The sequence below is a fragment of the Labrys sp. (in: a-proteobacteria) genome (assembly GCF_047605565.1).
Lineage (GTDB): Bacteria > Pseudomonadota > Alphaproteobacteria > Rhizobiales > Labraceae > Labrys > Labrys neptuniae.
Genome location: NZ_JASGFM010000061.1, coordinates 1 through 21,027 on the forward strand (window position 1 = coordinate 1; position 21,027 = coordinate 21,027).

16 protein-coding genes and 2 riboswitches are annotated in these 21,027 nt (G+C 63.4%); of the genes, 8 read left to right on the top strand and 8 right to left on the bottom strand.

Annotation, left to right across the window (positions count from 1 at the left end):
* On the bottom strand, nt 1-1,477 hold a 1,477-nt coding region (locus QM672_RS30685), incomplete at its 3' end, for a ribonucleotide reductase N-terminal alpha domain-containing protein (RefSeq protein WP_415087146.1).
* 107 nt (nt 1,478-1,584) lie between these two features.
* A riboswitch (cobalamin riboswitch) is annotated at nt 1,585-1,804 on the bottom strand.
* A 102-nt stretch (nt 1,805-1,906) separates the two neighbouring features.
* Nucleotides 1,907-4,276: a 5-methyltetrahydropteroyltriglutamate--homocysteine S-methyltransferase gene (gene metE, locus QM672_RS30690; protein ID WP_415087148.1), complete on the bottom strand. Its 2,370-nt coding sequence runs from the start codon at nt 4,274-4,276 to the stop codon at nt 1,907-1,909.
* A 264-nt stretch (nt 4,277-4,540) separates the two neighbouring features.
* Nucleotides 4,541-4,739, bottom strand: a riboswitch (cobalamin riboswitch).
* Between the two features lie 309 nt (nt 4,740-5,048).
* On the opposite strand from metE, the gene QM672_RS30695 reads away from it, so the two are divergent.
* Both QM672_RS30695 and QM672_RS30700 read left to right on the top strand, forming a co-directional pair.
* The gene (locus QM672_RS30695) at nt 5,049-6,689 is read left to right on the top strand and encodes a fumarate hydratase (RefSeq protein WP_311938682.1); all 1,641 of its coding nucleotides are present in this window, start codon (nt 5,049-5,051) and stop codon (nt 6,687-6,689) included.
* Nucleotides 6,690-7,054: 365 nt separating this feature from the next.
* A complete protein-coding gene (locus QM672_RS30700; protein ID WP_415087150.1) occupies nt 7,055-8,230 on the top strand; it encodes a porin in 1,176 nt (391 codons plus the stop codon).
* Between the two features lie 71 nt (nt 8,231-8,301).
* Here the strand turns inward: QM672_RS30700 and QM672_RS30705 are convergent, their stop codons facing one another.
* Nucleotides 8,302-9,219: an NAD(P)-dependent oxidoreductase gene (locus tag QM672_RS30705; RefSeq protein WP_415087152.1), complete on the bottom strand. Its 918-nt coding sequence runs from the start codon at nt 9,217-9,219 to the stop codon at nt 8,302-8,304.
* A gap of 315 nt (nt 9,220-9,534) precedes the next feature.
* Between QM672_RS30705 and recA the strand changes: the two genes are divergently transcribed.
* The 4 genes from recA (at nt 9,535) to QM672_RS30725 (ending at nt 14,513) form a co-directional block, all read left to right on the top strand.
* Entirely contained in the window at nt 9,535-10,608 is a 1,074-nt protein-coding gene (recA, locus tag QM672_RS30710; RefSeq protein ID WP_311938687.1) for a recombinase RecA, read from the top strand.
* A 213-nt stretch (nt 10,609-10,821) separates the two neighbouring features.
* Nucleotides 10,822-13,491, top strand: coding sequence for an alanine--tRNA ligase (alaS, locus tag QM672_RS30715; protein WP_415087154.1), 2,670 nt, complete (start codon nt 10,822-10,824; stop codon nt 13,489-13,491).
* Between the two features lie 4 nt (nt 13,492-13,495).
* Nucleotides 13,496-13,684 (top strand): DUF3329 domain-containing protein, encoded by a 189-nt coding sequence (locus tag QM672_RS30720; protein WP_209430862.1) that lies wholly within the window; start codon nt 13,496-13,498, stop codon nt 13,682-13,684.
* A gap of 37 nt (nt 13,685-13,721) precedes the next feature.
* On the top strand, nt 13,722-14,513 hold the full coding sequence (locus QM672_RS30725) for an arginine deiminase family protein (protein WP_367626982.1): 792 nt from the start codon (nt 13,722-13,724) through the stop codon (nt 14,511-14,513).
* 144 nt (nt 14,514-14,657) lie between these two features.
* Here the strand turns inward: QM672_RS30725 and QM672_RS30730 are convergent, their stop codons facing one another.
* The 4 genes from QM672_RS30730 to QM672_RS30745 all read right to left on the bottom strand — a co-directional run bounded on the left by QM672_RS30730 (nt 14,658) and on the right by QM672_RS30745 (nt 17,903).
* Complete coding sequence (locus QM672_RS30730) at nt 14,658-15,386, bottom strand: ABC transporter permease subunit (RefSeq protein WP_311938698.1); 729 nt, start codon at nt 15,384-15,386, stop codon at nt 14,658-14,660.
* A gap of 2 nt (nt 15,387-15,388) precedes the next feature.
* The gene (locus tag QM672_RS30735; protein ID WP_311938700.1) at nt 15,389-16,069 is read right to left on the bottom strand and encodes an ABC transporter permease; all 681 of its coding nucleotides are present in this window, start codon (nt 16,067-16,069) and stop codon (nt 15,389-15,391) included.
* A gap of 121 nt (nt 16,070-16,190) precedes the next feature.
* Complete coding sequence (locus QM672_RS30740; protein ID WP_311938702.1) at nt 16,191-16,967, bottom strand: transporter substrate-binding domain-containing protein; 777 nt, start codon at nt 16,965-16,967, stop codon at nt 16,191-16,193.
* A gap of 135 nt (nt 16,968-17,102) precedes the next feature.
* A complete protein-coding gene (locus tag QM672_RS30745) occupies nt 17,103-17,903 on the bottom strand; it encodes an ABC transporter ATP-binding protein (RefSeq protein WP_311938705.1) in 801 nt (266 codons plus the stop codon).
* A 150-nt stretch (nt 17,904-18,053) separates the two neighbouring features.
* On the opposite strand from QM672_RS30745, the gene QM672_RS30750 reads away from it, so the two are divergent.
* Together QM672_RS30750 and pssA are read left to right on the top strand one after the other, a co-directional pair.
* Nucleotides 18,054-18,752, top strand: coding sequence for a phosphatidylserine decarboxylase (locus tag QM672_RS30750; protein ID WP_311938707.1), 699 nt, complete (start codon nt 18,054-18,056; stop codon nt 18,750-18,752).
* Between the two features lie 2 nt (nt 18,753-18,754).
* Entirely contained in the window at nt 18,755-19,579 is an 825-nt protein-coding gene (gene pssA / locus QM672_RS30755) for a CDP-diacylglycerol--serine O-phosphatidyltransferase (RefSeq protein ID WP_367626981.1), read from the top strand.
* A gap of 96 nt (nt 19,580-19,675) precedes the next feature.
* Here pssA and tyrS read toward each other — a convergent pair whose 3' ends face one another.
* Nucleotides 19,676-20,917: a tyrosine--tRNA ligase gene (gene tyrS, locus QM672_RS30760; protein ID WP_415087159.1), complete on the bottom strand. Its 1,242-nt coding sequence runs from the start codon at nt 20,915-20,917 to the stop codon at nt 19,676-19,678.
* Between the last annotated feature and the right edge of the window lie 110 nt (nt 20,918-21,027).

A 21,027-nucleotide genomic window follows, 5' to 3' on the forward strand; every position in this document is an offset into this window, starting at 1 on the left:
ACAGATCCGGCACCCAGTTGGCGGTGTTCATGTCGTGGGTGCGGCGGCGGTCGTCACCCGTGTTCTTGCGCAGATCGAGGAATTCCTCGATGTCGACATGCCAGGTCTCCAGATAGGCGCAGACCGCGCCCTTGCGCTTGCCGCCCTGGTTGACGGCGATGGCGGTATCGTTGGCGACCTTGAGGAAGGGCACCACGCCCTGGCTTTCGCCATTGGTGCCTTTGATATGGGCGCCGAGCCCACGCACATTGCTCCAGTCATTGCCGAGGCCACCGGAATATTTGGCGAGCAGCGCGTTGTCCTTCACCGCCTTGAAGATGCCTTCGAGGTCGTCGGACACGGTGGTCAGGAAGCAGGAGGAGAGCTGGGCGCGCAGCGTTCCGGAATTGAACAGGGTGGGCGTCGAGGCCATGAAGTCGAAGGAGGACAGAAGATCGTAAAACTCGATGGCGCGGGCTTCCCGGTCGATTTCGCGTAGGGCCAGGCCCATGGCCACGCGCATGAAGAAGGCCTGTGGCAGCTCGAAACGCGTGCCGCGCACATGCAGGAAATAGCGGTCATAGAGCGTCTGCAGGCCGAGATAGTCGAACTGCAAGTCGCGCTCGGGCTTGAGGGAGGCTGCAAGGCGGGCGAGGTCGAAGCGACCGAGTTCCGGATCGAGCAGTTCGTTGGCGATGCCGACACGGACATAGTCGTGGAAATATTCGGCGTAGCGGCTCGCCATCTCGGCCTGCGTCGCCTGGTCGGGACGGCCCGCGACGAAACTGAGGGCTTCGCGGCGCAGCTTGTCGTTGAGCAGCCGGGCGCTGACCTTGGCATAATCGGGTTCGGTCTCGATCAGGGTGCGGGCGGCGAGGATCGGCGCCAGCGCCAGTTCGTCCTGGCTGATGCCGTCATAGAGGTTGCGCTGCGTCTCGTTCAGCACCGTTTCGGCGTTGGTGTCGGCAAGGCCTGCACAGGCTTCGAGCACCAGGGCGGCGAGGCGCGCGTGGTCGAGCGGCAGCAGGGAACCCTCCTCCGTCTTCATGCGCAAAGCAGGGGTAGTGCCGGCCTGTGCCTCCGCCTTGGCGGCGCGCTCCAGGGCTCGTTCCTGGGCGTGCTGTTCGCGATAAAGCACATAGGCGCGCGCCACCTTGTGGTGCTCGCCGCGCATCAAGGCGAGTTCCACCTGGTCCTGGATATCCTCGATATGGAAGGTACGGCCCGTGTCGGCACGGCGGGTCAGGCCGGCGACGATCTGGGCGGTGAGGTCGGCGACGATGTCATGTACCCGGCGCGAGGCGGCGGCCGAATGGCCCTCGACGGCGAGAAAGGCCTTGGTCACGGCCACCGTGATCTTCGAGGCATCGAAAGGCGTGACGCTGCCATTGCGGCGAATGACCTGGTAGCCGGGCTCCGAGGCCGGCTTCGCCCTGTCGGCGCCGGCAACCGGAAAAGGCGTCTTTGTGGTCGTGGCAGTTTCGAGATCAAGAGACATTCGGCAAACCCCAATATGTTGGAGGCTTGGGCCGAGGAGCGCATTCCGCGCCGACGCAGGATGATGCGCCGCGAGCAAGGCGATCCGTCGGGGCACCCCGCCCGAGGAAACGATACGCATCCACAGGCAGGTCTCCTGGCTCGCGGGTCGTTGCGGACTGCCTGCCTTCCCGGGGAGGGCGGGGTAAACCCACCTCTCGGCCAGTGGCCAATCGACAGCCGCTCTCCGCTTACAGTTGCGGGGGCAGCCCCGGCTTTGCCCTAAGGCCTACCGGATTCCCTCTTAGCGCCGGAGGCGAATCCGGCGACCTGTGAATACCGTATCTAGTATGCTTTGCTGTCTATGTGTCAATAGGTGGTGTGTATCGCCCTTTTGTTCAATGGGGACAGAGGATGCCGGGGCACAAAATTCATGCCCCGGCATACTTTTTCAGGCGGATGTCGCCACTCTCGTTGGAGCAATCTCTTCACGAAGTATACGGGCGGCGGCAACCATGTTGACGAGGGCGGGGCGGACTTCGTCCCAGCCACGGGTTTTCAGGCCGCAATCGGGGTTGACCCAGAGCTGGTCGCCGGCGATCCGCTCCTGCGCCCTGGCGAGGAGGTCGCGCATTTCAGCCACGGTGGGGCAGCGGGGCGAGTGGATGTCGTAGACGCCGGGCCCGATCTCGTTGGGGTAGCGATAGGCCCGGAATGCATCGAGCAGTTCCATTTTGGACCGGGCAGTCTCGATCGAGATCACGTCCGCGTCCAGGCCGCCGACGGCATGGATGATGTCGTTGAATTCCGAATAGCACATATGGGTATGGATCTGCGTGGCATCGTCGACCCCCGAGGCGGCGAGACGGAAACAGGCGACGGCCCAGGCAAGATAGGCCTCCTTTTCGGCGTGCCTGAGCGGCAGGCCTTCGCGAATGGCCGGCTCGTCGATCTGGATGATGCGGATACCGGCCCGTTCCAGATCGCCGACCTCGTCGCGCAAGGCGAGGGCGATCTGCCGGCAGACCTGCTCGCGCTCGAGGTCGTCCCGCACGAAGGACCATTGCAGCATGGTGACCGGTCCGGTCAGCATGCCCTTGACCGGGCGCTTGGTCAGGGATTGTGCGAAGCGTGCCCATTCCACCGTCATGGCCTGAGGACGTGAGACATCGCCATAGATGATCGGCGGGCGCACGCAGCGCGAGCCATAGCTCTGGACCCAGCCATGCTTGGTGAAGGCGTAGCCGGCCAGTTGCTCGCCGAAATACTGCACCATGTCGTTGCGTTCGAATTCGCCATGCACCAGCACGTCGAGGCCGATCTTCTCCTGCCAGGCGATTGCCTGCCTGGTCTCCTCGCGCAGGAAGTCGTAATAATCGGCATCGCCGATCAGGCCCTTGGCATGGTCGGCGCGCGCTTTGCGCACGGCGCCGGTCTGCGGGAAGGAGCCGATGGTCGTGGTGGGGAAGGGCGGCAGACCGAGCCACTCCTGGGCCCGGCGACGCAGCGGATAGGGATGTTGCCGCTCGCCCATGGCCGGTGTGAGCTCGGCCATTCGGGCGGCGACGCCAGTATCGTGTATACGGGCGGATACGCGGCGGGCCGCAGCTGTTGCGTCCGATTGGGCGAGCTCATCAGCGACGGCCCGCCGCCCGTCGACCAGGGCTGTCGACAAGGTTTTCAGCTCGCCGATCTTCTGGACGGCGAAGGCCAGCCAGCTGCGGAGTTCGGGATCGAACGCGCTCTCGGCCTCGATATCGTAGGGAACGTGGAGCAGGGAACAGCTCGGGGCGAGGACGACGCGGTGGGTGCCGAGGGCCGCGACCTCCGGCTCGATGCGATCCAGCAGGGCGGTCAGGTCGCTCCGCCAGACATTGCGCCCGTCGATCACGCCCAGCGACAGCACCTTGTCCGCCGGTGCCCGTTCGACCGCCTGTCGCAACTGCGCGGGCGCCCTGACGAGATCGAGATGCAGGCCTGCGCTGGGCAGGCCGAGTGCCAGTTCGAGATTGTCGCCGAGGCCGCCGAAATAGGTCGCGATCATGATCTTCAGATCGGAGACGGCGCCGGTGAGAACGTCATAGGCGTGGCGCAGCGCCTTTCGCGTCCTTTCGTCGAGATCGAGTACCAGGCAGGGCTCGTCGAACTGCACCCAGTCCGCGCCCTCAGCGGCAAGCCTGCGCAGGATCTCGGCATAGACGGGCAGGAGCCCTGGCAAAAGGGCGAGAGGATCGAGATCCGTATCCTTGCTCTTGCCGAGCAGCAGATAGGTCACCGGCCCGATCAGCACGGGATGGGTATGGAAGCCGAGCGCTGCGGCCTCCCTGAATTCGTCGATGGGCTTGGCCGAGGCCAGTTCGAAGGCCTGGCCGCGACGGAATTCGGGGACCATGTAGTGATAGTTGGTGTCGAACCATTTGGTCATCTCGAGGGCGGGGACACCGCCGCCATGGCCGCCGTGGCTGCAGCCCGCATGGTCGCGATCGTCATGGCCGCGATCGTTACGGCCCTGGCTGCCGCGCGCCATGGCGAAATAGGTCGAAAGCGGAACGGGGCCGCCTTCCCAGCCATAGTGGCGGGGAATGACGCCGGCCGTCGCACTCATGTCGAGAACCTGGTCGTAGAGCGAAAAGTCGTTGGAGGGGATATGGGTGACGCCGAGGAGGCTCTGCCGGGCCCAGTTGCTGGCGCGCAGCTGGGCTGCCGTCGAGAGCAGGGCGGTTTCGTCCTGCTTTCCGGCCCAGAAGGCCTCCAGGGCCGTCTTGAGTTCGCGGCGTGGGCCGATGCGTGGCGTGCCGAGCGTCGAAATGGGAATGGACATGCGTGTCTCCGGCCGGTGACCTCTGGCGGTCCCGGTTCGCGATGAGTGAATGGGTCGAGGCGGAGGAGCGGCGTGCGGTCAGGGCACGCCGCAACACATTCGTCGTCGGACAGCCGGATCGACGGCATCGTAACGCATGATGGCAGTTTGAAGCTTGAACATCGGCAGACCCCATGAGAACTGGGGGCAAAGGCCGTACGGGAGCGCCTGACGCGGCCAGGGACACCGGCTCTGTCATGCAACCACCGGGACACCCCGCCCGAGGACGTTTACGTTCGTCGGGGCAGGTCTCCTGGCTCACGGCTCACCGAACCTGCCAGCCTTCCCACCCGCGTGAAGCAGGCAGTGGCATGATGAGGCAAGCTCTCGCCGTCTACAGTTGCGGGGGCAGCGCCGGCATCGCACCGGCTTCCCTCTTAGCTTCCATTGCGAGAATGGAAGAACCTCGACCACGACAGCAAACGACAAGGTGTCTCGGAAGTCAAGGGAGATATAAAGACATGTTTATGTGGGGATGTCATCCGTTCATGGAGTGTCCCTGGATCGCGACCTGGCGGCGGCCCTCGCCGGCTTCAATCGCAACCACAAGCCGGGTGTCCATGGTAGTGCCCGCCTGAGTGCTTCGTTGGGCCAAGCACGAATGGCCAGGGTGCCATCAGCATGGAACGATTCCAATTGATCGTAGGCAGCGGCGCGAAAAGCGACTACATCAGGGCCAAACCGGCGGCGCCCCGGCACCGCCTTGGCCCGTTCTGATCCGGAGATCCTCTCCATGCCTGCCGATTCCGCTTCCAATTCACGCTATCCCCATGTGCCGCTGTTTCCCCTGGGAGCGGACGAGACACCCTATCGCAAGCTGACCAGCGAGGGCGTGCGGGTCGAGAAGCTCGGCGGCAGCGAGATCCTGCAGGTCGATGGCGAGGCGCTCAGGCTCTTGGCCGAGCAGGCCTTCATGGACATCAATCACCTGCTGCGCCCCGGTCATCTCCAGCAATTGCGCAACATCCTCGAAGACCCCGAGGCGACCGACAATGACCGCTTCGTCGCCTATGACCTCCTCAAGAATGCCAATATCGCCGCCGGCGGCGTGCTGCCCATGTGCCAGGATACCGGCACGGCGATCGTGATGGCCAAGAAGGGCCGCAAGGTCTGGACTGACGGTGAGGACGAGGGCGCCATCGCCCAAGGCATCCGCGACGCCTATGAGAAGAAGAACCTGCGCTATTCGCAGCTGGCGCCGCTGTCGATGTTCGAGGAGAAGAACACCAAGACCAATCTGCCGGCGCAGATCGACATTTCCGCGGAAGGGGAGGAGGCCTACAAGTTCCTCTTCGTCGCCAAGGGCGGCGGCTCGGCCAACAAGACCTTCCTCTACCAGGCCACGCCCTCGATCCTGTCCAAGGACCGCCTGATCGCCTTCCTGAAGGAAAAGATCCTCACGCTCGGCACCGCGGCCTGCCCGCCCTATCATCTGGCCGTGGTGATCGGCGGCACCTCCGCCGAACTCACGCTGAAGGCGGTGAAGCTGGCCTCGGCGCGCTATCTCGACAGCCTGCCCACCGAGGGCTCCGAACTCGGCCATGCCTTCCGCGACCTCGAGCTCGAGAAGGAAGTGCATAAGCTCACCCAGTCGCTCGGCGTCGGCGCCCAGTTCGGCGGCAAGTATTTCTGCCACGACGTCCGCGTCATCCGCCTGCCTCGCCACGGCGCCAGCTTGCCGATCGGCCTTGGGGTTTCCTGCTCGGCCGACCGCCAGGCCATGGGTAAGATCACCCGGGACGGCGTCTTCCTGGAGGAACTCGAGCACAATCCGGCGCGCTTCCTGCCCGAGATCGACGAGAGCAAGCTCGGCGGAGCGGTGGTGAAGATCGATCTCAACCAGCCGATGTCCAATATCCTGGAGACCCTGTCGCGCCATCCGGTGAAGACGCGTGTGTCGCTGACGGGGCCCATCATCGTGGCCCGTGACCTCGCCCATTCCAAGCTGCGCGAACGGCTGGAAGCGGGGGGAGGGCTGCCCGACTACCTCAAGAACCACCCGGTCTATTACGCCGGCCCGGCCAAGACGCCGGCCGGCTATGCCTCCGGCTCCTTCGGCCCCACCACGGCGGGCCGGATGGATAGCTATGTCGACCAGTTCCAGGCGGCTGGCGGCTCGATGGTGATGCTGGCCAAGGGCAACCGCTCCGCCCAGGTCCGCGAGGCCTGCGCCAAGCATGGCGGCTTCTATCTCGGCTCGATCGGCGGCCCGGCCGCGCGCCTCGCCCAGGACTGCATCAAGAAGGTCGAGGTGCTCGAATATCCCGAACTCGGCATGGAGGCGGTCTGGCGCATCGAGGTCGAGGACTTCCCGGCCTTCATCGTCATCGACGACAAGGGCAACGACTTCTTCAAGGAACTCAACCTCGGTTGAGTTCGCTCATCCCCACTTTTTCGGCGAGGCCTCTTCCTGAAAAGGGAGGGGCCTTTTTCATGCACGTCTTGCGTGCTGTTGCGAATTCGCAACTGTCATGGACAAAGCCCTTTTGTGTCAGAACGGTGACTCACCTTAACATTGTGTAATGTCTCGCCTGGGAGGAAAGCTTCGATATCGCGGTGCACAACGACCGCGCCTCTTCGGTATGCCCAATATTGCTTTGCCGGCTTGCCGAAGAGAGAGGCCCTTTTGAAAGGGTCGACTTATGAGATCGGGGTATTTCCATGTCTATTCGTGCAATTTTACTCGGTGCCGGCGCCGGATTTCTTAGCATTGTTGCGGCTTCTGCCGCGGACTTGCCGATGAGCAAGGGCGAGGCTGTCGAATATGTGAAGGTATGTACGGCGTTTGGTCCGGGCTTCTTCTATATTCCGGGTACCGATACCTGCCTGAAGATCAGCGGCCAGATCCGCGCCGACTATTGGTTCGCGCAAGCGCCCAGCAATGCCACGGGCAAGCGCAACATCAGCCAGACGCAGTTCCGGACCAATGCCCGCATCCGCTTCGATGCGCGCACCCAGACCGATTGGGGCATGCTGCGCTCCTTCTTCGAACTCCAGGCCGAGTCGAACGCGGGTGCGGCTACGCATGACACCTTCCAGGTACGCCAGGCCTATCTGCAGTTCGGCGGCTTGACGGCCGGTTATGCCTGGTCGCCCTATGCCTTCTACGACCCCAATTATCAGGCCGAGTTCTTCGCGCCCTATTTCGGCGAGCAGGGCCGACGCAACCTGATCAGCTATACGGCGCAGTTCGACAAGGCCTACGCCACCCTGTCGATCGAAGACGGCCGCGATCATCGTGCCAATGCCTCGGTCTACGGCAACAATGTCGTGGTCAACGGCGTCACGGTTGCGGGTGGCGTGGGCGGTGCCCAGATGCCCGATATCGTCGGCGTCATCGGCTATGACGACAACAAGAACGGGTGGGGCCGTTTCCAGGTGATGGGCGCCCTTCATCAGAATCGCAGCGCAACGGCCGGCTACAGTACGAAATATGGCTATTCGATCGGTGTTGGCGGCAACGTCAACCTACCGGTTCTCGAGGGCGCCTACATCGCAGCCGAAGCGAGTTACGCGGACGGAGCGGTGAAATATCTCGGCGTCGGTGGTTCCCAGCCGAACGGCTCGTCCACCCTGGGCTTTGGAGGCACGGACGCCTACATAACCAACGGCGCGATCCATGATCTCGATAGCGCCAAGGGCTTTGCCGTGCAGGGCGAGGCCGGTCTCAACGTGACCAAGAACCTGCAGGCCATCCTGTTCGGCGGCTATCTGCACTTCGACGCACCGCGCATCGCGTCCAATATCACCGACAATTTCAACTACTATGTCGTTGGCGGTCAGGTGAACTACACCGTGGTCAAGGGCTTCATCGCCGGCGCCGAAGTCTGGTACCAGAACAAGGACCCGGAAGGGCTGAACAGCAAGACGGTTGACGCCGTCGGTGCCGGCGTGCGCTTACGCCGTACCTTCTGACCTGGTTTATACAGGTGGAAACATGACGCCGCGCTCACGAAGGAGCGCGGCGTTTCGCATCTGGTGTCCGGTCAGTTCTGGTTGGCCGGGACGAGATCGGTGCCGTTCAGGCGGCCGATATAGTCGGTGAGCATCGGCACGTAGCGCTCGGTGCCGCCGGCGGCCATCGCCACCCCGAACGAGTTCTTCACCGCATTGCCGATCGGATTGACCAAGCCGGCGGCGTCCGCCATCGCCTCCAGATAGGTCAGGTCCTTGAAGGCATTGGCGATGGTGAATTTATGCGCATTCTCGTCGCCCTCCAGCACCCAGCGCGAGAAGGTCTGGTAGAAGCCGCAATCCATGCGCCCGCCGCGAATGACGCTGTCGAAGCGCTTGGGCGTGATACCGACCTTCTGCGACAAGGCGAGGGCCTCCGCATAGAGGGCGGCATAGCCCAGCGACACGAAGTTGTTGAGCAGCTTCATGCGATGGCCGTCGCCCGTGCCGCCGATATGCACGATGCGTCCGGCCCAGGTCGATATCACCGGCTTGAGGCGCTCGAACAGGGCGTCGCTGGCGCCGACCATGGTGTCGAGCGTGCCTTCCCAGGCCTCCTTCGGCGTGCGGCCGAGCGGGGCATCGGCATAGTCGATGCCGGCTTCGGCGAGTTCGGCAGCGAGCGCCAGGGTCGAGTTCGGATCGGAAGTCGAGCAGTCGACGACGACGGAGCCCGGCTTCAGGCCGGCCTTGAGCCCGTCGGGACCCCGTATCAGTGCTTCGACCTGCCGCGAGCCGGTGACGCACAGAAAGACGATGCTGGAAGCGGCGCCGATCTCGCGCGGGTTCTTGGCTTCCTTTGCGCCGCGCGCCACGAGATCCTCCACCGGCGCTCTGTTGCGATGCCCCATCACCGTCAACGCATAGCCCTTCTCCACGATGTTCTTGGCCATGCCATGGCCCATATAGCCGACTCCGATGAAGCCGACGCTTTCCTGCGCATTCGTCATTGCAATCGTCCCGTTTCCTGTCCCGCATTTGCCGATCGGGTTGCCGGCGCATCCTGGCGGCGAGGAGTTTGGACGGGGAGGGCCTTGGGGCGCAAGCCTGATCGGTGCAATGGTATGATGATTTATCGCAAGCCGCCCGGTGATCAGCCTTTGTTAAATAAGAAATTTGAGAACAAAAATAGAACTTGCGTTAACGAGAACAAAATGGGTACATAGCGCCACGGGGCTTCGAATTGCGACAAGATTGCAGCCCGGTGTTGGAAATTGATTGGTCCGGATGACGAATCCGTTCGTGCTTGATAGGGAAACGGGCATATGAGTCAGACGCAGCTGCGCTTGGTCGAAGGAAGCTCCATGGACAAGACGAAGGCGCTCGACGCCGCCCTATCACAGATCGAACGCTCCTTCGGCAAGGGCTCGATCATGCGGCTCGGCAAGGGTACCAAGACGATGGAGGTGGAGGCGATCTCCACCGGTTCTCTTGGTCTCGACATCGCGCTCGGTGTCGGCGGCCTGCCCAAGGGCCGGGTCATCGAGATCTACGGGCCGGAATCCTCGGGCAAGACCACGCTGGCGCTGCATAGCGTCGCCGAGGCCCAGAAGAGGGGCGGTGTCTGCGCGTTCATCGACGCCGAACATGCGCTTGATCCGGTCTATGCCCGCAAGCTCGGCGTCAATCTCGATGAATTGCTGATCTCGCAGCCCGATACCGGCGAGCAGGCGCTCGAGATCTGCGACACGCTGGTGCGCTCGGGTGCGATCGACGTCATCGTGATCGACTCCGTCGCGGCGCTGACGCCCAAGGCCGAAATCGAAGGCGAGATGGGTGATGTGCAGCCAGGCCTGCAAGCCCGCCTGATGAGCCAGGCGCTGCGCAAGCTGACGGCCTCGATCGGGCGTTCCAACTCGATGGTCATCTTCATCAACCAGATCCGCATGAAGATCGGCGTGATGTATGGCAGCCCGGAAACCACCACGGGCGGCAACGCCCTGAAATTCTACGCCTCGGTCCGCCTCGACATCCGCCGTATCGGTGCGATCAAGGACAGGGAAGAGGTGGTCGGCAACCAGACCCGCGTGAAGGTGGTCAAGAACAAGGTGGCGCCGCCCTTCAAGCAGATCGAATTCGACATCATGTATGGCGAGGGCGTCTCGAAGGTGGGCGAACTGATCGATCTCGGCGTCAAGGCCGGCGTGGTCGAGAAGTCCGGTGCCTGGTTCAGCTATGAGAGCCAGCGCCTCGGCCAGGGCCGGGAGAACGCCAAGCAGTTCCTCAAGGACAATCCGGATGTCGCCGACAAGATCGAGGGCCAGATTCGCCAGAATGCCGGCCTGATCGCCGAACGCATCCTCGACAATATCGATCCGGCGGACGCCGAGGACGATTGAGGCGGCTGCCGTCCCCCGCAGGTTCGGGGAGCGATCCTTGCCGCTTGGTCCTGAAAAACCCGCCTGTCAGGCCCGGCAGGCGGGTTTTTCGTGAATGAGCGCCTCGACAGGCCGAAACAGCCTCGCTACAACGCCCCACCACCATGATTGCTGGCCAGGCCGTAAGGAAGGGACCAGCCAAACAGGCACTTGGGCCAAATAGGCAAATTGGGCATGAGCGGCGTCAACGAGATCCGATCCACCTTCCTCGACTATTTCGTGCGGAACGGCCACGAGGCCGTGGCGTCCTCGCCGCTGGTGCCGCGCAACGATCCGACCCTGATGTTCACCAATGCCGGCATGGTGCAGTTCAAAAACGTCTTCACCGGCATCGAGAAGCGTCCCTATTCGCGCGCCGCGACTTCGCAGAAATGCGTACGCGCCGGCGGCAAGCACAATGATCTCGACAATGTCGGCTATACGGCCCGGCATCACACCTTCTTCGAGATGCTCGGAAACTTCTCCTTCGGCGACTATTTCAAGGATCGCGCGATCGAGCTCGCCTGGAACCTGATCACCAAGGATTTCGGCCTGCCGGCGTCCAAGCTCCTGGTGACGGTGTTCTCCGAGGATGACGAGGCCCATCGGCTGTGGAAGAAGATCGCCGGACTGCCGGATGACCGCATCATCCGCATCCCGACCTCAGACAATTTCTGGCGCATGGGCGATACCGGCCCCTGCGGTCCGTGCTCGGAAATCTTCTACGATCACGGCGACCACATCTGGGGTGGCCCGCCCGGCTCGCCGGACGAGGATGGCGACCGCTTCATCGAGATCTGGAACCTCGTCTTCATGCAGTTCGAGGAACTGGTGGGCGGCGAGCGTGTCAACCTGCCGCATCCCTCGATCGATACCGGCATGGGTCTCGAGCGCATCGCCACCGTGCTGCAGAACAAGCACAACAATTACGACATCGATCTCTTCCAGGCCCTGATCCGTGCGTCGGTCGAGGCGATCGGCGTGCCGGCCGAGGGCCCGGCTCTGGCCAGCCACCGCGTCATTGCCGACCATCTGCGTGCTTCCTCCTTCCTGGTCGCCGACGGCGTGCTGCCATCGAACGAGGGCAGGGGCTATGTGCTGCGTCGCATCATGAGGCGCGCCATGCGCCACATCTCCCTGCTCGGCGCCAAGGAACCCGTCATGTGGAAGCTGGTGCCGGCACTGGTGCGCGAGATGGGCGCCGCCTATCCCGAGCTCGTGCGGGCCGAAGCCCTGATCAGCGAGACCCTGCGCCTGGAGGAAACCAGTTTCCGGCGCACGCTGGAGCGGGGCCTTGCCTTGCTCGACGCCGAGACCTTGAAGCTCGGCGACGGCCAGGTCTTCTCGGGCGATGTCGCCTTCACCCTCTACGATACCTATGGCTTCCCGCTCGACCTCACGCAGGATGCGCTGCGCGCCCGCAACATTTCGGTCGATCTCGAGGGCTATCAGGCCGCCATGCAGCAGCAGAAGGCCAAGGCGCGCGCCGCCTGGGCCGGATCGGGCGATGCGGCCACCGAGACCGTCTGGTTCGGCCTGCGCGAGCAGGTCGGCGCCACCGAATTCCTCGGCTATGAGACGGAGAGCGCCGAAGGCGTAGCCTTGGCCCTGGTCAAGGACGGCAAGCCGGTCGATCAACTGGCGCAGGGTGACAAGGGCTTCCTGATCCTCAACCAGACGCCATTCTATGGCGAGTCCGGCGGCCAGCAGGGCGATACGGGCACGGTGCAGGCGACGGGCTTGAAGGTGGCGGTGACCGACACCCAGAAGAAGCTCGGCGATCTGTTCGTGCATGCCGTCACCGTCGAGGAGGGCACGCTCAAGGTTCAGGAGCCGCTCGAACTCGTCGTCGACCATGTCAGGCGTTCCGCGATCCGGGCCAATCACTCGGCCACGCATCTGCTGCATGAGGCGCTGCGCCTGACGCTGGGAGATCACGTCGCGCAGAAGGGCTCGCTGGTGGCGCCCGACCGTCTGCGCTTCGACTTCTCGCATCCCAAGCCGATCTCGGACGAGGAGATCAAGGAGATCGAGGACCTTGCCAATGCCATCGTGCTCGACAACAGCGAGGTCACCACGCATCTGATGAGCGTGGACGATGCGATCGCCTCCGGTGCCCGCGCGCTGTTCGGCGAGAAATACGGCGACGAGGTTCGTGTCGTCTCGATGGGCCAGCGCCAGCCCGGCTCGAACAAGGCCGATTCTTCAAACAAGGCTTGGTCGGTGGAACTGTGCGGCGGTACCCATGTGCGGCGCACCGGTGACATCGGCCTGATCCGCATCGTCTCCAACGGCGCTGTCGCGGCCGGCGTGCGCCGCATCGAGGCGATGACGGCGGAGGGGGCTCGCCAGCATTTGGTCAATGAGAGCCGCCTGCTCCAGGGCCTGGCCGACGTGCTGCGTACGCCCGTGGCGGAAGCGGGCGATCGCCTAGCCACCCTGGTCGAGGAGAACCGCAAGCTCGAACGCGAACTGACCGAGGCGCGCAAGAAGCTCGCCATGGGCGGCGGCGGGGGCGACAGCGAGATCCGCACGGTCGGCAAGACGAGGCTGCTGGCCAAGGCCGTCACCGGTATCGAGCTGAAGGACCTCAAGGCGCTGGCGGACGAGGGCAAGAAGCAGGTGGGTTCGGGCGTCGTCGCCATCGTGGCGACCTCCGAGGACGGCCGTGCCGGCCTCGTCGTCGGCGTGACGGCGGACCTGACCGACAGCTTCAATGCCGTCGATCTCGTGCGCAAGGGTTCCGAGGCGCTCGGCGGCAAGGGCGGTGGCGGACGGCCCGACATGGCGCAGGCCGGCGGCCCCGACGGGTCCAAGGCCCAGAGTGCGCTCGATGCCATCGCCGCGGCGCTGGCCGAGGGCTGAGCCGATGGCCCAGCCCAACACGCCGAACTGGATGAGGCCGCTCTGGGTCCGGGTGCTGCTCTGCGTGCTGCCCGCGGCCTGGGCCGGGGTCGAGCTCTACAATGGCAACCAGTTCTGGGGCCTGATGTTCGCGGCCGTTGCTGCCTATGGGCTGTGGACCCAGGTCATTCAATACCGTCCGCCGGAAGAGTGATACCGGCGGACTTCAATCCCTTTCGATCGGAGCGAGCATGAGCGCCTTTCCCGTCTATGCTTTCGACAATGCCATCGTGCGCCTGCCACCGGTGAGCGTGACCCAGGGCCTGCGGGCCGAGGATCGTGGTGCGCCGACCCATGAGGGCGTCACGACCGAGCATCGTCTCTACATCGAGGCCTTGCAGGCCGCAGGGGTTGCCGTCGAAGTTCTGCCTGCCCTCGAGGCGTTTCCGGATTCGCTGTTCGTGGAGGATCCGGCCCTGGTGTTTCCCGAGGGAGCGATCCTGCTGCGGGTCGGCGCCCAGAGCCGTTTCGGCGAGACGGCGGAGATCACGCCCGTGTTGCGCGCGCGCTTCAAGAAGGTCCTGGCGTTGCAGGGGCCCGGTTTCGTCGATGGTGGCGACGTGCTGGTGACGCCCCAGGCGGTGATGATCGGCCTCTCCGACCGCACCACGCGGGAAGGGGCGGAGGAGCTGATTGCTCTGCTGGCCGAACTCGGCCGCAAGGGCGTCGTCGTCACCACGCCGCCAGGCGTCCTGCATTTCAAGTCCGACTGTTCGCTGCTCGACGACACCACCATGCTGTCGACCGCCCGTCTCGCCGCCTCCGGTGTGTTCGAGGGCATGCGGGTGCTGCTGACGCCGGAAGGCGAGGAGGCGGGTGCCAACGCGCTCAGGGTGAACGACCGGGTCTTCGTCGGCATCGATTATCCGCGTACGGCGGCCCTGCTCGAAGCCGAGGGCTATAGCGTCGTCCGGCTGCCGACTTCGCAGATCGCCAAGATCGACGCGGGCCTGTCCTGCATGTCGCTACGCTGGCACGGCTGAAATCCGGCACCCGCGAAAAGGGTGGCTTGGAGTGTCGACCTCTGGTCGACACTCTTGGATAGGCTGCATCTGTCGGCTGGAGGTCGTCGACCTCGCGCCATCAAGTGCCGTAACTGCGAGGCCGGCACTCCGTGATGCGCCGCCTCAGTGCGGCTTCACCGTCTTGGCGAAACCGGCCTCCAGGCGCCGGTAGATGGCTTCGATCACCAGCGTGGTGATGAGGTAGCCGATCGCCACCACCAGCAAAGGCGTATAGGTGATCGCCTCGCGCGAGCGGATGATGTTGATCTGGCCCAGGAGATCCTGGACGCTGACCAGATAGGCGAGGGCGGTCGATTTCAGGCAGAGCACGGTCTCGCCGGCAAAGGTCGGCATCATCGCCTGCATGGCGCGGGGCAGCCAGATGCGACGCACCAGCGCAAAACCACGAAAGCCATAGGCCCGCGCCGCTTCCAGTTCGCCGCGCGGGACCGACAGCAGCGCGCCGCGTACGACTTCTCCGACATAGCCGCCCACGCTCAGCACCAGGGCGAAGATGACGTAATAATAGCCGTCCTTCAGGACCGGCCAGATGAAGGATTGCCGGATGCCGGGGATGGCGGGAAAGAGCGAGCCCAGGCCCTGGTAATAGACGAACATCTGCACAAGCAGGGGCGTGCCGCGGATGACCGACACGAAGCTGGAGGCGATGGCATAGATCAGCTTGTTCTTGGAAACCCGGCCGAAGCCCACCAGCACCGCCAGGGGAAAACCGAAGAGCAGCGAGAAGAACAGCAGTTTCAGCGTGGTGAAGAAACCGCTGAGGATGGCCGGCCAATATTTGCCGATCCAGCCGAAATTCTCGAAAAACCAGCTTGCCAGATCCGCGGACATGGTCACCCCAGCTTGGGAGTCCAGCGCCGGATGTGACGCTCGAACATTTTGATGAAGATGTTGGAGAATTGCGTCAGCGCGTAATAGATCGCGCCGCAGAGCAGCAGGAAGGGGAAATACATGCGCGTCGAGGCCGCCGCCTGCACGGCCGTGAAGGTGAGCTCGTTGTAGCCGACCACGAAAATCAGGGCCGAATCCTTCAGCATGGTCATCCAGAGATTGGTCAGGCCGGCAAAAGCGAAGGGAATCATCAAGGGCAGGATGACGCGCTGGAACAGGCCGAAGCCATGCATGCCATAGGCACGGGCCGCCTCGATCTGCCCCTTCGGCAAGGCAAGCACGGCACCGCGCAGAATCTCCGAGGTATAGGCACCATTGACCACGCCGAGCACGGTGATGGCCGCGAAGAAACCGCCGATTCCCAGCGTGCCATAGCCGAGCCAGGCCATCAGGGCATTGAGCCCCTGCTGGCCGGCATAATAGAGGATCAGGATCAGCAGCACCTCGGGCACGGCACGGCAGATGGTGGAATAGCCATTGGCGAGCGCGACCAGCCAGCGCGGCCCGCGCAATTTGGCCCAGGCAACCAAGCCGCCGATGACGAGGCCGGTCAGATAGCCGCCGACCGAGATTTCGATGGTGATGACCAGGCCCTGGAGCAACGATACGCCCCATCCGGACATCAGGAGATTCCAGAAAGCTTCCACGCCCGACCCCGCAGGAAGAAAAGGCGCCGGCCCGAATTCTCAGGCCGGCCGGAGAAAGCCCGGTTCAGTTCAGCAGGAGTGAACCGGACTGCCTATCTCACTTCGGCGGCGTGCCGACGTCGTACTTGAAGTATTTCTTCTGGATCGTGTCGAATTCGCCATCGGCATAGACCGCCTTGATGCCGGCATCGAGCTTGGCCTTCAGATCGGTATCCTCCTTGCGCAGGCCGCCGCCGACGCCAGCTTCGAAGACCGGATCCTTGGGGAACTGCTTCATCTCGCAGCATTGGCCGTCCTTGCCGGCCAGGAAGTCGTCGAGTGCGGCGGCGTCGGCCATCACCAGGTCGAGACGGCCGGCCGCGAGGTCGGCATTGGCGGCGTCCTGGGTGCCATAGCTCTTGATGTCGGCGTCGGGGTAGGTCTTCTGGACATATTGGGCGTGGATGGTGCTGGTCTGCACGCCGATCGACTTGCCCTTCATGCCCTCCGGCGTGAAGTCGAACTTGTCGGCCTTGTTGCCGATGAACTCGGGGGGCGTGTTGTAGTAGCGGATGGTGAAGCCGATCTGGGCCGAGCGTTCCGGCGTGATCGTCATGGAAGCCCAGATCACGTCGATCTTCTTGGCGATCAGGGCAGGGATGATGCCGTCCCAGGCCGTGGCGACGATCTCGCAATCAAGCTTGGCGGCCTTGCAGACGGCCTTGGCCAGATCGACCTCGAAACCGACCCACTGGCCGGAGGCATCCTTTGACGCGAAGGGCGGGTAGGGCTCGGCCGCGACGCTGACCTTGATGGTATCGGCCTGGGCCGAGGCGAAGGCCGCGCTACAAAAGAAAGCGGTCGCCATGAGGAGTTTGGCGCTGAAGTGTTTCATTTTGGTCCCCTGATAGATGGCTGTTTTTTCTAGGTTTTCTTGGATTGTTGTACCTGATGCGCGAGTCCTGGTGCCCTCCTGCCCCCCGAACTTTTCCGTCAAGCGGAAACGCTTGCCTCGCAGGCCGCCCTAGCCCTAGTGCTGGCGCGGCGTGACGAATTGACGGCAACGCTCGCTGTTGGGATTGCCGAACACCTTCTGGGGTGGGCCCTCCTCCTCGACATTGCCGTTGTAAAGATACATCACATGGTTGGCGACATCGCGGGCGAAGGCCATTTCATGGGTCACCAGCAGCATGGTGCGGCCCTCTGCTGCGAGATCGCGGATCACCTTGAGCACTTCGCCGACCAGTTCCGGGTCGAGCGCCGAGGTCGGCTCGTCGAACAGCATCACCTTGGGGCGGATGGCAAGGGCGCGAGCGATCGCCGCGCGCTGCTGCTGGCCGCCGGAGAGAAAGGCGGGATAGACGTCTTTCTTGGCGTAGAGGCCGACCTTGTGCAGCAATTGCTCGGCATGGGCGATGGCCTCTGCCTTGTTCTCGCCGAGGACGTGCACCGGTGCTTCGATGACGTTTTCGAGCACCGTGCGGTGCGCCCACAGATTGAAGCTCTGGAACACCATGCCCAGGCGGCTGCGGATGCGCTGCAGTTGCTTGTGATCGGCCACAGACATGGCGCCATGGCCGTCCGGCTTGAGGCGAATCTCCTCGTTTCCGATCAGGATGCGGCCGGAATTGGGAACCTCCAGCAGATTCGTGCAGCGCAGCATCGTGCTCTTGCCCGAGCCCGACGCTCCGATCAGGGCGATGACATCGCCTTCATGGGCCGTAAGGGAAACGCCTTTGAGGACTTCCAGGAGGCCGAAACTCTTGTGAATATTGTCGAGTTGAACAACGGGTGTCCGGCTCGCTCCCGCTTGTGGGGCGTCCTCTGGCATAAAGCGACCTCTTCTGACGTTCGGCTGCCCAGAACTGTATCAGCCATTTCAGTTTGCACAAGGTGCGGGCAGCCACTCTTGTCGATAACGACATGCTCTGGTCTTTATCCGCTGCATGCGATAGGCAGGGCCTAAACTGGAACCCTGCCTATGTCGCTTGCCGCCTCCATCCGCAAAGTCCTGGTGCCGATCAACCGCGAAGGCTACCCTTTCCTGGCGATCGCGGGCGTAGCCACGCTGATTGCGCTGGGATGGATCAAGGTTCTGTTCTGGCCACTTTTGATCATCACGGCCTGGGTCGCCTACTTCTTCCGCGATCCACAGCGGGTGACGCCGGTGCGCGAGGGGCTGGTGGTCTCGCCTGCCGACGGCGTGGTCAGCCAGATCGCCAACGTGCTGCCGCCGCCCGAACTGGGGCTGGCCAGCCAGTCCCTGCTGCGCGTTTCCATCTTCATGAACGTCTTCGATTGCCATGTGAACCGTAGCCCGGTGACGGGAACGATCACCAAGATCGCCTACAAGCCGGGCAAGTTCCTCAATGCCGATCTCGACAAGGCCAGCGAGGACAATGAGCGCAACGGCTTCATCATCGATACCGGTGCCACCCGCTACGGCGTGGTGCAGATCGCCGGCCTTGTGGCGCGGCGCATCGTCTGCTGGACCAATGAGAACGAGCATGTCGCCGTCGGCCAGCGCCTGGGCATGATCCGCTTCGGTTCGCGTGTCGACGTCTATCTGCCGGAAGGGGTGCGCCCCCTGGTCGGCATCGGCCAGAAGATGGTGGCCGGAGAAACGATCCTGGCGGATGCCAATGCGGCGATGCCGAATCTGACCCATCGCGTCGGCTGACCATGGACCCGCTCTTCCCGCCTTTCCAGCCAGGAAGTCCGGATCCGGAGGGCCCGAGGCGGCGTGCCATTCCGCTGCGCGTGCTGATCCCCAACATGATCACGCTGCTCGCGCTTTGCGCGGGCATGACGGCCATTCGCCTGGCCATCGAGAACAAGCTCGACCTCGCCATCGGCTGCATCGTGGTCGCGGCGCTGCTGGACGGTGTCGACGGACGCGTGGCGCGCTATCTCAAGGGCACCTCGAAATTCGGGGCGGAACTCGATTCGCTTGCCGATTTCGTAAATTTCGGCGTGGTTCCCGGCATCGTCCTTTATTTCTGGGGATTGCACGATCTGCGATCGATCGGCTGGATCGGCTCGCTGGTCTTCGCCATTTGCATGGTGCTGCGTCTCGCCCGCTTCAACGTGACCAGCGGCGATCCCAACCGGCCGGCCTTCCAGGCGAACTTTTTTACCGGCATGCCTGCGCCGGCCGGGGCCTGCACGGTGCTGTTGCCGATCTATCTCGATTTCCTCGGCCTCACCCATGAGCCGAGCCATGCCAAATATGAGCTCGCCTATGTGCTGCTCATCGCCTTCCTGATGATCTCCACCATCCCCACCTTCTCGGGCAAGAAGCTGGGCAACCGCATTCCGCGCGAATGGGTGCTGCCGATCTTCGTGGTGGCCGTGGTGGTGGTGATGCTGCTGGCGCTCTATCCCTGGGAGTCGCTGACCTCGCTTACCGTCGCTTATCTGGCGACCATTCCCTTCGGCGTCATCTATTACCGCAAGCAGGCCAAGGCCTATCAGGCCTCGCTACAGGCGCAGCGGAAGGGCGAGTAAATCCTGCTGGAGCGCGGACATCCTGTCCGCTCTTCCTTTTTAGCATGCACGGTGTTTGCCGAACGAAAGAGCGGACAGGATGTCCGCGCTCCGAGGTCATATCGGCTTTGCCAGCACGTGCTTCTTCTTGCCGAGCGACAGCTTGATCACGCCATCGGCGGTGACGTCGGCCTTGGTAAGCACGGCCTTGGGATCGCTGATCGCCGCGTCGTTGACCCTGAGGCCGCCGCTGGCGATCTGGCGGCGCGCTTCGCTGGTCGATGGAACCAGGCCCGCCTGCACGAAAGCGTTGAGGACACCGACGCCCTCGGCGAGGTCCGCCAGTTCGAAGCTCGGCAGGTCGCCAGCCAGCGTGCCTTCCTCGAAGGTCTTGCGCGCGGTCTCCTCGGCCGCGTCGGCCTTGTCGCGGCCATGGACGAGGGCGGTCGCCTCGGTGGCCAGGCGCTTCTTGGCCTCGTTGATCTCCGAGCCGCCGAGGGCGGCAAGACGGGCGATCTCGTCGAGCGGCAGGGTGGTGAACAGCTTGAGGAAGCGCTCGACATCGGCGTCCTCCGTGTTGCGCCAGTACTGCCAGTAGTCATAGGCCGAGAGCATGTCCTCGTTGAGCCAGACCGCGCCGGCGGCCGTCTTGCCCATCTTGGCGCCCGAGGCCGTGGTCAGCAGCGGGCAGGTGAGGGCGTAGAGCTGGGGTGTGCCCATGCGGCGGCCGAGATCGATGCCGTTGATGATGTTGCCCCACTGATCGGAGCCGCCCATCTGCAACGCACAGCCGTAGCGCCTGGAAAGCTCCACGAAATCATAGGCTTGCAGGATCATGTAATTGAATTCGATGAAGGAAAGTTCCTGCTCGCGGTCGAGCCTGAGTTTCACCGAATCGAAGGACATCATGCGATTGACCGAGAAGTGGCGGCCGATGTCGCGCAGCATCTCGATATAGTTGAGCTTGGTCAGCCATTCGGCGTTGTCGACCAGGATGGCCCGCTCGTCGGAATAGTCGATGAACTTGTCATAGACCTTGAGGATGCTGTTCTTGTTCTCCTCGATCTGCTCGAGCGGCAGGATGCGGCGGGTTTCGTCGCGGCCGGACGGGTCGCCGACGCGGGTGGTGCCGCCGCCCATCAGGGTGATGGGGCGGTGCCCGGTTTTCTGCAGCCAATGCAGCATCATGATCGGCACGAGATGGCCGATATGCAGCGAACTTGCCGTCAGGTCGACGCCGACATAGGCGGTCAGGCGCTCGCTGGCAGCCTTCTGGTCGAGGCCTTCCAGATCCGACACCTGGTGGATGAAGCCGCGCTCGGTAAGGGTGCGCAGGAAATCGGATTTTAACGCGGTCATGGCAAACGCTTTCAAACGGCTTATAGGTGTCTAGAGCAAAGCGCGTTTGGACGGAACGTCCGTTTGCTCTAGCTCTTTGGTTCGATGCGTCTTTGCGATTCTTGGCGTGT